This is a genomic window from Iningainema tapete BLCC-T55, assembly GCF_014698965.1.
Taxonomy (GTDB): domain Bacteria; phylum Cyanobacteriota; class Cyanobacteriia; order Cyanobacteriales; family Nostocaceae; genus Iningainema; species Iningainema tapete.
In genome coordinates, this window is sequence record NZ_JACXAE010000049.1 from 72,419 (window position 1) to 84,616 (window position 12,198).

Genomic DNA, 12,198 nt, shown 5'->3' on the forward strand with positions numbered 1-12,198 from the left:
CGCAGGAGGTTTGTAGTTATGGCGCTTGAGAATATCCCACCACATAAGCTAGATAGTGAGCATTACCGTCAAATGCTTGTTCGAGACGGCGAGCGTCGTTTTCGCGAATGGCACGGCGAGTTTCTTCGGTATCAACGCGAGTTTCTTAACGATCAGCATCGTCGGATTCGCGAACTTGAGAACCTACGTAAGAACATTTACGCCGATCACAAACGTCGTTCTCAAGAATCGCGTGATGAATATTTGCGCTACTACTACAAATACCTTGCCGAAATGCGTCGTTATTAAATGCAATTACGTCTATTTGCTCGTCAATCACCCGTGAGCGTACTCGGTCCTGGGCAAAGAGCTGTAATCTGGGTACAGGGTTGTAGGTTCGCTTGCAAAAACTGTATAGTGCCTGAGTCTTGGGATGAGTCAGCAGGAGAACAAGTAACGGTGGCTCAGATGGCAGCTTGGGTGCTGGCTCAACCTGGAATTGAGGGGATTACCTTATCTGGAGGGGAGCCGATGCTTCAAGCGCCGGCACTATCTCACCTGATCGACTTAGTTCGGGAAAAGGCAGACTTAGGAGTTGTATGCTACACAGGATACCGCCTAGAGCAGCTACAACAAGGTACATTAGAACAGCAAGATTTGTTGCAGCGTGTAGACCTACTAATAGATGGGATTTACATCGAACAACAGCACGCTGATTTACTTTGGCGTGGCTCAGCTAATCAGCGATTGATCTCTCTGACTGAGCGTTATCAGTCTCTAATCATATCTCAAAAAACACAGGAACGCTCAGTAGGTTTACAATTTTTCATGGAACCCACCGGAGAAATCCAGTTTGTGGGAATTCCCAATCAACCAGGTTTTCGTCAAGAGTTTGAATCTAGAATGTTAAATCGTGGTGTAATTCTAGATAGACATCTCCGCAAAAAAATGTAGAGACGTTCCGCCGGAACGTCTCTACAAGGATTCTGAATAATACACGTTTAAACTCAACTAAAAAACCTTTCCACACAGCGAACAAAAATCTCCACACCGATTGCCAAAGCTGTCTCATCAAAATCGAAACGGGGATGGTGATGGGGATAGGCTAAGTTTTTTGCTTGATTTGCCGAACCAACAAAGAAGTAGCAACCAGGAACTTCTTGTAAGAAGAAAGACATATCCTCACCACCCATAGTTTGGCATTCTGGTACTATCCCAACAGGAGTTTCGATCACTTCTTCTGCAATTGAACGTACCAATTCCGCCATGCCAGCATCATTAATTGTGGGTGGATACAAACGCCAGTACTCAAAGTCATAACTAGCACCATGACTTTGGCAAATACCTGCGATTATTTGCTCTACTCGTTGGTGAAAAAAGCCTTCAAACTCTGGGTTAAAATACCTGACAGTGCCACGCATCCTAGCAGTATCAGCAATCACATTATGTGCTGTTCCCGCATGTAGTTCACCAACTGTCACTACTGCAGAGTCTAGCGGACTAACATTCCGAGCGACAATGGTTTGTAAGGCATTAACAATTTGGGCAGCAACTACAACCGAATCAATGGTTTGATGTGGCATCGCACCATGTCCACCTTTACCTAAAATTGTACAGTTGAACAACTCTACAGCCGCCATTAATGCCCCGGCACGCACACCCACTGTCCCTAAGGGGAGATTATTCCACAAGTGCAAACCGATAATCGCATCTACATCTGGGTTTTTCAGTACCCCAGCTTCAATCATCGGCTTTGCGCCTCCTGGTCCTTCTTCTGCAGGTTGGAAGATAATTTTTACAGTACCAGTAAAACTATCTCGATGTTGATGAAGATAGTATGCTGTACCTAGTGCGATCGCCGTATGTCCATCATGTCCACAAGCGTGCATCACTCCATCATGCTGCGATTTATAGGATACCTCATTTAGTTCTTGAATCGGCAAAGCATCCATATCTGCCCGAATTGCCAACACCCTCGACGACTCGTTCCCAAGCAGAGCTTGGGAATGCCTCCCCCCAGGCTCTGCCTGGTAACAACTCTTACCATAAATAATCGCAACAATACCCGTTTGAGCAATGCCAGTTTGATGCTCAATTCCCCATTCCTGCAACTTTTGTGTAATAAACTCAGCAGTGAGTTTTTCTTTAAAACCTAATTCTGGTTGTTGGTGTAATCTTCGTCGCCACTCCACTAGTTGAGGTTGTAATGAACGAATGTCGAGGCGGATGCGAGATAAGTCAGCAGCAGGATGGGGAAATGTAGAAACCATTGTTCAAAGTTTTCTCAAATTGTAGTCGTGGTATTTCTATTCTCACACTAGAACTAAAGAACTAAAGGTAGCAATCGCTCTAAATCTAAATTTGCAGCGACTTGAGCAAGTTTGTTTACATCAGCAGGGTTCTCTAGGTAAGGTAAGCAGCCCAAGACAGGAATGTTAGTCAGCGATTGAATTAAATCAATTGGTGTCAATTCAGCTATTTCCTCATCTGTTCTCGGTTGAACGCAGTTGAGTATAATTCCGATTAGTTGCACTTTTGTCAATCTAGCTAATGCCACATTAGCTACTGCTTGGGAAATTGCACCTAATCTCACAGGTACTACCAATACTGTAGGTAAGTGCCATGATCCTGCTAAATCTGCTACCGTCATTTCATCAGTAACGGGAGAACCTAATCCTCCCAAAGCTTCAACTAAAACAAAATCGTGACGCTGACGCAAAGCTGTCAAAGCTTGCCAAACAACACCTAAATCTACTGTGCGATTTTCCTTGGCTGCAGCGACAGGAGGAGCCAAAGGTGCTTGAAAATATAATGGTGTAATTTCTTCAGGAGATTGCTGTAAAGAAAATAACTTTTGATACCACTCGCGATCGCCAACTCCTGCTTGTATTGGTTTCATAATTCCCAAGCTACGGGAACAATATTTTTGCCAATAAGAAAATAACGCTGTTGTTAAAACAGTTTTACCAGATTCCGTATCAGTGGCTGTAATCAAAAGAGAATTAATCATAACGTAGATACGTTCCGTGGGAACGTCTATCAAGAACGTGGTTGAATTAGCTCTGGCGTTGGTATTCCACCGGGCGGTTGCTCCAAATTATAACCAGGTGTAGTAGGATTTGGCGTAGGATATGGCTGTACAGGCGGTTGTAAAGTGGGACTTATTGTAGGTATAATTGGAGACTCTGTAGGCGTTGGTAAAGGTATTTCTGTAGGAGTGGGTGTTGGTGTTGGTTCAACTAAATTTTCTAAACCAACATTAAGACTATAGTCGCTTTCGGAAACTCCAGATAAAGGACTTAACTCAATACTGTAACTACCAGTAACAGGCAATTCTCCGCGATAAAATGTGACAAGCTTGGCATTATCTTCAATCGGTTGTCGATCTGGACCTAGAACTGAGAGTAAAACGCCACCTTCTTGAGCAAACAAAGCTGTTAACTGTTGTCCTTTCCTAGCGAAAAAATTATAGCGGATAATTTCATTTGCTTGCAAAGTACCTTCTTTGTTAACTGTATTCGATAAACCGAAATTGAGACGCCTAATTTTGATGATCGGTTTACTGCTTGTTGGTGTCGGAGTCGGTGTCGGAGTGGGTGTAGATATATCGGCTTGAGGTGTCTGTGTGGGTGTTGGTGTTGCACCAGAAATCACCGGAGAAGGAAAAGTTTGTGGTGCTGTTGCTTGTGATGGTTCTCTAGATTGATTGCGGATGGAACTAACAATTGCCCAAGAACCAACTCCTGCTAGAATAAAAACAGTAATGCCAATTGCTGCCATTGCCCAAGGATTATCTAAAATTGATCCACTAGCAGGTTCGGGAATTGCTCTTGCTGGTTGATGAGGTAGCGGGGCTTTTGGTTGCACGGGAGGATCGGGGCGACGGGCGACGGCTACTGTTTGTACATTAGATACATTAGAAGTGGGACTTTTTTGCTCTTGTAGTGCTTGCAATACCTCGTTAGCATTTTGGTAGCGAGTACTAGGTCGATAACTCAACATCCGATTCAACACAGAAGCAAATTGTGGATTGACTGTTACCCAAGGTTGCCAATTCCAAGTTAACTGGTTTTCATCAAATAATTCATTTGGTTCTTTACCAGTCAGCAAAACTATCGCCGTTACTGCTAGTGCGTACAAATCACTATTAGGATAGGCTCGACCCGTTTGCATTTGCTCATTGGGTGCATAACCCAATTTTCCTACACTAGTGGCGTTTGTGGTAGTATTGGGCGATTGCACTCGAGTGACTATTTCTTTGACTACACCAAAATCAATCAAAACAGGTGTACCCCCCACAGCCCCCCCTTCAGAAGGGGTGGTCATGGGAGGGTTGCGTAAAATGATATTATCTGGGGAGATATCCCTGTGAATAATGCCACGGCTGTGAATATGCTCCAATACTGGCAATAAGGAGCGCATCAACTGCAAAACTTCTCTTTCGGTGAACGCGCCACCAATAGCTTTGCGTTCATCAAGTATTGTACGGTAAGTTTTACCCGCGATATATTCTTGCACTAGAAACAAGCGCTGGTCTTGTTCAAAGTTTTCCCGAAATTGCGGTATTTGTGGATGTTGTATTTTATATAGTGTTGCTGCCTCTCGCTGGAAAAGCTCGAGTGATTTCTCCCAAGCTTCAGTTCCTGTTGCTGTGGGCATCAGTTCTTTAATGGCACAAAGTTCGTTAAAGCGCCTCTGGTCTTCTGCTAGATAGGTTCTCCCAAATCCTCCTTGACCCAGAGTTTGAATTATACGGTAACGGTTTTGCAGGATAGTGCCAGCGGTAATCGGTGGTCGCATCTTCGATTTCTTTAATTTAATAGCACTAATAGGAGGAATTCATCTCAGGATAGACTGTTTCCTGACAATTTACACTTGATAGTAAAACTTTTCTATCGAAGTTGGGGGTAACTCCCATAGAGAAGTGCATTTCAAGTAAAGCATAAAAGACTTGCATTACTATATTTTTACAATTTCTACTGTCCTTCTTACTCTTTACAGGTGTATCATAAGATATCTGACAACTCTACTAAGCCGAACGCTGTAAGTAAAAACGTCAGTATGGGGTGTATCTTAAAAGATTTTTCCCAAGTATGAAGTTGGGATAAAGATAAGGAGTGAAGAATCAGGAGTTATACGGTTTTTTTTACCTGACTCAAAAAGACCTAAAAATTAGACCTAGTTAATAGACTTGAGGTTCAGTTAAGCTGTCATTGGTTCACCTAACTCAATAATATGGCAAAAAGTAAAAATTATAGTTTGATGAAAAAACATTTAAAGTTTTTATGAAAGGCTCAAACTTCTTTAAAGATAGGGTTGTGCAGCGTTTCCAAAGGAAGGATTATTGCTCTAACTATCGAACGATAAATCTGCAAAATATCTAATAATTAAGATTGCCATGAATGCACATCGAGGATCTGCTGTGCTCAGTTCTGCAACAACTTTAAAAGTACAGCCAGCTGCAACAGCACTAATTGACAATAGTCGTTTGCGACTGTTCTCTGGCTCAGCCAATGTACCACTGTCTCAAGAAGTCGCTCGTTACCTGGGGATGGATTTGGGACCAATGATCCGCAAACGATTTGCGGATGGAGAACTATACATTCAAATACAGGAATCAATTCGGGGCTGTGATGTTTATTTAATCCAGCCCTGTTGTCATCCTGTAAACGACAATCTGATGGAATTGCTGATTATGATTGATGCTTGTCGTCGAGCCTCAGCTCGACAGGTGACAGCAGTAATTCCTTATTATGGGTATGCTCGTGCCGACCGCAAAACTGCAGGACGAGAGTCAATTACAGCCAAATTGGTTGCTAACCTGATTACCCAAGCAGGTGCTAACCGCATTCTAGCAATGGATTTGCACTCAGCGCAAATTCAAGGCTATTTTGATATACCTCTGGATCATATTTATGGTTCTCCAGTGGTGCTGGATTATCTAGTAAGTAAACAACTTTCTGACATTGTGGTAGTTTCTCCAGATGTCGGGGGTGTTGCACGAGCTAGAGCATTAGCGAAAAAGCTCGATGATGCGCCTCTAGCAATTATTGATAAACGTCGTCAAGCTCATAATGTTGCCGAAGTATTAAATGTTATCGGTGATGTTAAGGGTAAAACTGCGGTGCTAGTGGATGACATGATTGACACGGCAGGAACTATCAGTGCAGGAGCGCGGTTACTACGTGAGGAAGGGGCTTCTCATGTATATGCTTGTGCAACTCACGCCGTGTTCTCTCCACCTGCAATTGAACGGTTGTCAACTGGTTTGTTTGAGGAAGTAATTGTCACAAACACGATTCCGATCGCCGAGAGCGATCGCTTTCCCCAACTAGTCATGCTTTCTGTCGCTAATATGCTAGGTGAAACCATCTGGCGGATTCACGAAGATAGCTCAGTTAGCAGTATGTTCCGCTAATACAACAAGACACGGAGGCACAACCCTCGTCTCCGTGTTTTTTAAACAGTTATTTCCGAGTTACTGGTGGCATTTGTGATGCTAGGAGGCTCAGATCCCCGACTTCTTAAAGAAGTCGGGGATCTTGTTGTTTACGAATGATTTAGGATTGCTATCTCTGCTTGGGCAACAGTAACAGTTAGTTTTAATCCCAGAGCATTTAACCAATTGCTTAAATTATAAATAGCCTCGCTTCCTTTTTGAGAAAGCAATTCATCTAATTTTTCTAAATGTTGTTTTGCTTGCTCTGGTGTCATGTTTTGTTCTGCAAGAGCAATTGCTACATGACTTAGCGCCATTTTTAGCAGTTCAGGTTCAGGATCTTTTTCCTCGAATGTCGCTGTTATATAAGCAGCAGCCAGTTCTGGCTTTTTTTTGAGAGATTCAATCAAATAGTCATGATAACTATCACTCGTTGGTATTTTCACGTTTTTCATAATCTACCCAATATTCTTTAGCTTGGCGAATATCTTGATTTTGAGTACTTTTATCTCCACCACATAGTAGAAGCACAATTGTTGAGCCTATTTGTCCAAAATAGACGCGGTAGCCAGGATCATAATTAATTTTAAGTTCACAAACTCCTTCTCCAACTGAGCGATAGTCTCCCAAATTACCAGCAGTCATTCGGTTAAGCCTAGATATAATTTTAGCTTGGGCATTAGTATCTCGCAAAGAATCAAACCACTCAGCAAAAGGAACTTTGCCATCAGATGTAATATAGCGTTGAATTTCCCTTGGTTGTGCTTCCATTTTTTTGATTTAATAACTAGAAGCACGATTTCTTATAGCTTCCTCAAGTATCTCGTCTACTAACTCAGGTTCCTTAGCAAATAGTCCCACCCAAGGGTCTTTGGTCACTTTTGTAGCTGCTAGTAGTTTGATGACTTCTGCAATCATTTCTGGCAATGAAATTTGACGAGTATCAGCCAAAAACTTAGCACGAGCAAGGGTTTGTTTTTAGATTTCAACTTCAATTTTTTCCATGCCGCCTCACCTTTTAAATTGCTGCTTTGTGCAATTTTAGCATTATTAACTTACACGGGCGAACTTGCTCTATAATCTCAGTATTAAATTTTACTTCTTCATCAAAAATTAAAATTTATAAAACGGTTAATTCAGAGTTAGTGGTAGCATTTGTGATGCTATTTTCTCCCTTCTGGATAACATTCACAGTTAGTTTTAACCCCAGAGCATTTAACCAATTTCCTAAGTTATAAATTGCCTCGCTTCCTTGTTGGGAAAGCAATTTATCTAGTTGTAGATGTATTTTTGCTTGTTCTGGTATCATGTTTTGTTCTGTAAGAGCCTCAGCTACATTGCTTAAAGCCAGTCGAAGTAGTTCAGGTTCAAGCGCTTCATTTTCTTCTAATTCAAAATGAGTCTCAAGACACAGCGCAGCATAACTTGGATCTTTGAGATGTGAAATAAGAAAGTCATGGTAAGGTAAACTTTTGGGCATGGTTTTAACTTTTATAGTCTTTCCAGTATTCTATTGCTTTCACAATATCTTGGTCTTGAGTGCTTTTATCTCCGGCACAGAGCAGAAGCACAATTGTTGTACCAATTTGTCCAAAATAAACTCTGTATCCTGTCCTGCTCCATAGTCAATTCTAAGTTCACAAACTCCCTCTCCTACTGAGCGATAGTCACCTAGATTGGCCGCACTAACTCGGTCGAGTCTCTTATTAATTATGGTTTTGGCTTTACCATTCCTTAAAGCAAGAAACCACTCATCAAAAGGAATGCTATCAGGTGTAACATAGCTTTGAATTTCCCGTGGTTGTGCTTCCATAATTATAAAGTTTTCATAATAATAGAGCGAGTGTGATCATCTTAACTACGCAAGCTCTTACCTACCACTCTGTCAAGCTAACATTGATGTATTAATTTTAACATCTTTTTAGTAATTTTCTGGGTATTTTCTCTTGTCTTAGCAGTTAGTTGCCGGATAAACACCAGGACTATAAAGAATAAGATAGAATTATTAAAGGTTATTTACAGAATTGACTAATTCACCTAAATTCTGTTAAAACAGTCAGCCACCGTATATAAATCTAAAAATCTCTATTAAAGTTCACCAAATCTTATGACGCTCCCTATTCGCAACGTCGCCATCATCGCCCACGTTGACCACGGCAAAACTACCCTAGTTGATGGTCTTCTCAAACAATCCGGCATTTTCCGCGAAGGGGAAGACGTTCCGGATTGCGTCATGGACTCCAATACCCTCGAACGTGAACGAGGTATTACCATTCTTGCCAAAAACACCGCTGTTCGCTACAAAGAGACGTTAATTAACATTATCGATACCCCAGGACACGCTGACTTTGGCGGTGAAGTAGAACGGGTACTGGGTATGGTTGACGGTTGTATCCTGATAGTCGATGCAAATGAAGGTCCCATGCCGCAAACAAGGTTTGTGCTGAAAAAAGCCTTGGAAAAAGGACTGCGCCCCATTGTTGTAGTGAATAAAATCGACCGTCCCCAAGCAGATCCTCATGGCGCGATCGATAAAGTATTGGATCTGTTCTTGGAATTAGGCGCTGATGACGATCAGTGTGATTTCCCTTATCTGTTCGCCTCCGGCTTAAATGGCTACGCTAAAGACAGCTTGGATGATGAACCCAAGGATATGCAACCTCTGTTTGACGCAATTTTACGCCATGTTCCACCTCCAGTGGGCGACCCCGACAAGCCATTACAATTGCAAGTCACAACCCTAGATTACTCAGAGTACTTGGGGCGAATTGTAATTGGTAGAATTCATAATGGCATCGTCCGTGCTGGTCAACAAGCAGCTTTAGTAACAGAAAAAGGCGAAATTGTCAAGGGAAAAATTTCTAAGTTGTTGGGTTTTGAGGGCTTAAAGCGAATTGAAATCGCAGAAGCAACTGCAGGTAATATTGTTGCAGTAGCTGGTTTCGCTGACGCAAATATCGGGGAAACAATTACTTGCCCCAATGAACCACAAGCTTTGCCATTAATTAAGGTAGATGAACCAACCTTACAAATGACCTTCTGGGTAAATGATTCACCGTTTGCAGGTCAAGAAGGAAAGTTGGTAACATCACGGCAAGTGCGCGATCGCCTAATGCGAGAATTAGAAACAAACGTCGCCCTGCGTGTTGAAGAAACCGACTCCCCCGATAAATTCCTAGTTTCCGGTCGTGGAGAACTACACTTGGGGATTTTAATTGAAACCATGCGTCGAGAAGGCTACGAGTTTCAAGTATCCCAGCCACAGGTAATTTACCGCGAAGTCAACGGACAACCTTGCGAACCTTACGAACTTCTCGTACTTGACATTCCCGAAGACGCAGTTGGCAGTTGTATTGAACGACTGGGACAACGTAAAGGTGAAATGCAAGATATGCAAGTTGGTGGTAATGGACGCACCCAGCTAGAGTTTGTCATTCCCGCCCGTGGATTAATCGGTTTCCGGGGTGAGTTCATGCGGATGACACGGGGTGAAGGTATCATGAATCATAGCTTCCTTGACTACCGTCCTCTCAGTGGTGATATTGAAGCTCGTAACAAAGGTGTTTTAATCTCCTTTGAAGAAGGCGTTTCCACCTTCTATGCCATGAAGAATGCTGAAGATAGAGGACTGTTCTTTATTACCCCTGGTACTAAAGTTTACAGAGGCATGATTGTGGGCGAACACAATCGTCCTCAAGACTTAGAACTCAATGTCTGTAAGACTAAGCAACTTACCAACCACCGCGCCTCCGGCGGTGATGAATTGGTACAGTTGCAAGCACCTGTAGATATGAGTTTAGAGCGTGCTTTGGAATACATTGGACCAGATGAATTGGTGGAAGTAACTCCTCAGTCAATTCGTTTGCGCAAGATGACGAAGAAGCTGGTTAAAAGGTAGAGACAAAGACGGGCGCTTAGATCGACATTCCATGTAAATACACTTTTACTGTAGGTGGGGCATATGCCTTGCCTACTTGATTTATGAAGCGATCGCGCTTCAAATCACCGCTATGATCCAAGGTATATATTATCTGGAGAGTTAATGATTATGAAAACCCTTCAAACTACAGCAAAAATTACTGCTAGTGGTGAGTTAACGGTAAATATCCCAGGCAACATGCCTGAGGGAGAATACCAAGTTGTTCTAGTTATAGAAGAACGCCCTATTGAAAAAGAAAAATCTCGTTTACAAGATTTCCCTGTGATTAGCATTGGCTCTTGGCCAGAAAATTTTTCTCTAAGGCGTGAGGATATGTATGGTGACGACGGTCGTTGATGCTGTTTTTATTGATAGTAACATCCTTATATATGCCAGTATTTTAGAATCACCTTTTCACTTAACTGCTCTTAACAAGATACAGGCACAAGAACAAGTGGGAAGAGAGTTGTGGATTAGCCGACAAGTGTTGCGGGAATATCTGGCAACTCTCACCCGTCCACAAACAACAATCAACCCTATCCCAATCTTGACATTGACTACAGAGATTCGGTTTTTTGAAAATAGATTCAGAGTCGCTGAAGATAATCCTCAAGTCACCCAAAACTTACTGACTCTAGTGGAGCAAGTAGCTGTTGCTGGTAGACAAATTCATGATGCTAACATTGTGGCAACCATGCAGGCTTATAATATCACAAAGCTACTTACCCATAATCTTGCTGACTTTAACAGATTTGCTCATCTCATCACCTTGCTACCTTTACAAGAATGAGTGTGACAAAAGTATTAGATGGTTGGATTCAATGAAGGTGCTTTGAGTGCTTTTAGGGCAGCTTCTGCCAATACCCGATGTGCAGCAGTTGTTGGATGAATACCGTCCCAAAACAAAAACTTGTCTTGAAGATCGCAGGTAGTAATATTATTGAAACAGGCACTGGTCACATTGATGAAACCAAATTTACTAGGTTCTCTAAAGGCTTCGTTGTATAAGGAATATACATCAAGTGCAATAATCTGGGTGTGAGAATCTAACTTTTTACTGAGAAAATCAAGAGATTTTGCCAAGGTTTGATTACTCGCTTTCGCCACAAAACTGAGTAAGCTGGAACTAGAAGTATTACTTGTGGCTGGAATCTTTCCCAAATCAGGTAAGTTAGCCACCATAATTTTTTTAGCGCCCAATTTAGACAGAGACTCAATTGCCCTCGATAAATTTTCGATTGACTGAGTAGGATTACTAGCGCCATAAAGATAATCATTGGCTCCTGCCCAGACAAGAAATAGCCCATTTGGATTTATCTTTCGATTAGCTTTTGTAAAGCTATCGACTTGCGTCAATAAACCTGGTACTCCATTCATGCTGTTGCTTCCCGTAGTTGCACCACCAAAAGCAAAGTTATTTTCAGGCGAGCTTGCTGCTTCCAATGAGGAAGCTAGATATTCTACCCAAACCAAACCATTTGAATAACGCCCTTTGAAATAAGGAGGGTTGGGGGGATATGTTCCACCTGTAGCGCGAAACATATTGCCAACATCCGAGAGACTATCACCAAAAACGTAGAGTTCATTGATTTGAGCGGAACTCTGTTGAGAAACTGCCATCACCATAATTAAAGATAAAAGAGCAAGTCCTAATATAAAAATTCTTTTTTTCACTGTTGCTATCAGTTTCGACGGATACGAAGAATCAATGCAAATTTCTTTTTAACTTTGCTTTACACTCTTTTAACATAACTTAATAGTCATGATAGTGGAGGGGGATTAACCGTACTTAAGGGCAAAATCTCCCACTTGCCCACTCCCCTACTTCCCCACTTCTACTCAAAAGGGGGGAATGTCCCTA

14 protein-coding genes and 1 pseudogene are annotated in these 12,198 nt (G+C 42.1%); 6 read left to right on the forward strand and 9 right to left on the reverse strand.

The window, feature by feature from the left end:
• Positions 1 to 18 precede the first annotated feature (18 nt).
• Positions 19 to 288 carry a hypothetical protein gene (locus ICL16_RS13750; RefSeq protein ID WP_190828642.1) on the forward strand — a complete coding sequence of 90 codons (270 nt, stop codon included), beginning with the start codon at positions 19 to 21 and terminating at the stop codon, positions 286 to 288.
• Complete coding sequence (locus ICL16_RS13755) at positions 289 to 933, forward strand: 4Fe-4S single cluster domain-containing protein (protein WP_190828489.1); 645 nt, start codon at positions 289 to 291, stop codon at positions 931 to 933.
• A 53-nt stretch (positions 934 to 986) separates the two neighbouring features.
• Here ICL16_RS13755 and ICL16_RS13760 read toward each other — a convergent pair whose 3' ends face one another.
• From ICL16_RS13760 to ICL16_RS13770, 3 genes are read right to left on the reverse strand one after another with little or no spacing between them, the layout of a single operon-like run.
• Positions 987 to 2,249: a M20 family metallopeptidase gene (locus ICL16_RS13760; protein WP_190828491.1), complete on the reverse strand. Its 1,263-nt coding sequence runs from the start codon at positions 2,247 to 2,249 to the stop codon at positions 987 to 989.
• A gap of 53 nt (positions 2,250 to 2,302) precedes the next feature.
• A complete protein-coding gene (gene bioD / locus ICL16_RS13765; protein WP_190828622.1) occupies positions 2,303 to 2,986 on the reverse strand; it encodes a dethiobiotin synthase in 684 nt (227 codons plus the stop codon).
• A gap of 32 nt (positions 2,987 to 3,018) precedes the next feature.
• Positions 3,019 to 4,779, reverse strand: a complete 1,761-nt coding sequence (locus ICL16_RS13770) for a serine/threonine-protein kinase (RefSeq protein ID WP_190828493.1) — start codon at positions 4,777 to 4,779, stop codon at positions 3,019 to 3,021.
• Between the two features lie 598 nt (positions 4,780 to 5,377).
• Between ICL16_RS13770 and ICL16_RS13775 the strand changes: the two genes are divergently transcribed.
• Positions 5,378 to 6,397, forward strand: a complete 1,020-nt coding sequence (locus ICL16_RS13775) for a ribose-phosphate pyrophosphokinase (RefSeq protein WP_190828495.1) — start codon at positions 5,378 to 5,380, stop codon at positions 6,395 to 6,397.
• A 131-nt stretch (positions 6,398 to 6,528) separates the two neighbouring features.
• On the opposite strand, the gene ICL16_RS13780 is transcribed toward ICL16_RS13775, so the two are convergent.
• The 5 genes and pseudogenes from ICL16_RS13780 to ICL16_RS13800 all read right to left on the reverse strand — a co-directional run bounded on the left by ICL16_RS13780 (position 6,529) and on the right by ICL16_RS13800 (position 8,231).
• Positions 6,529 to 6,873: a helix-turn-helix domain-containing transcriptional regulator gene (locus ICL16_RS13780; protein ID WP_202895540.1), complete on the reverse strand. Its 345-nt coding sequence runs from the start codon at positions 6,871 to 6,873 to the stop codon at positions 6,529 to 6,531.
• Positions 6,845 to 7,189, reverse strand: coding sequence for a type II toxin-antitoxin system RelE/ParE family toxin (locus tag ICL16_RS13785; RefSeq protein WP_190828497.1), 345 nt, complete (start codon positions 7,187 to 7,189; stop codon positions 6,845 to 6,847). Before ICL16_RS13785 ends, ICL16_RS13780 begins: the two co-directional genes overlap by 29 nt.
• A gap of 9 nt (positions 7,190 to 7,198) precedes the next feature.
• A complete protein-coding gene (locus tag ICL16_RS13790) occupies positions 7,199 to 7,369 on the reverse strand; it encodes a hypothetical protein (RefSeq protein WP_238360768.1) in 171 nt (56 codons plus the stop codon).
• A gap of 169 nt (positions 7,370 to 7,538) precedes the next feature.
• Positions 7,539 to 7,898: a helix-turn-helix domain-containing transcriptional regulator gene (locus tag ICL16_RS13795; RefSeq protein WP_190828499.1), complete on the reverse strand. Its 360-nt coding sequence runs from the start codon at positions 7,896 to 7,898 to the stop codon at positions 7,539 to 7,541.
• Positions 7,899 to 7,902: 4 nt separating this feature from the next.
• Positions 7,903 to 8,231, reverse strand: a pseudogene (locus ICL16_RS13800) (type II toxin-antitoxin system RelE/ParE family toxin).
• A 294-nt stretch (positions 8,232 to 8,525) separates the two neighbouring features.
• On the opposite strand from ICL16_RS13800, the gene typA reads away from it, so the two are divergent.
• The 3 genes from typA (at position 8,526) to ICL16_RS13815 (ending at position 11,127) form a co-directional block, all read left to right on the forward strand.
• Positions 8,526 to 10,316: a translational GTPase TypA gene (typA, locus tag ICL16_RS13805; protein ID WP_190828504.1), complete on the forward strand. Its 1,791-nt coding sequence runs from the start codon at positions 8,526 to 8,528 to the stop codon at positions 10,314 to 10,316.
• Positions 10,317 to 10,466: 150 nt separating this feature from the next.
• Positions 10,467 to 10,694 (forward strand): hypothetical protein, encoded by a 228-nt coding sequence (locus tag ICL16_RS13810; RefSeq protein WP_190828506.1) that lies wholly within the window; start codon positions 10,467 to 10,469, stop codon positions 10,692 to 10,694.
• Complete coding sequence (locus tag ICL16_RS13815) at positions 10,675 to 11,127, forward strand: type II toxin-antitoxin system VapC family toxin (protein ID WP_190828508.1); 453 nt, start codon at positions 10,675 to 10,677, stop codon at positions 11,125 to 11,127. The genes ICL16_RS13810 and ICL16_RS13815 overlap by 20 nt, the downstream gene beginning before the upstream one ends.
• A 14-nt stretch (positions 11,128 to 11,141) precedes the next feature.
• On the opposite strand, the gene ICL16_RS13820 is transcribed toward ICL16_RS13815, so the two are convergent.
• On the reverse strand, positions 11,142 to 12,011 hold the full coding sequence (locus tag ICL16_RS13820; protein WP_190828510.1) for an SGNH/GDSL hydrolase family protein: 870 nt from the start codon (positions 12,009 to 12,011) through the stop codon (positions 11,142 to 11,144).
• Positions 12,012 to 12,198 lie beyond the last annotated feature (187 nt).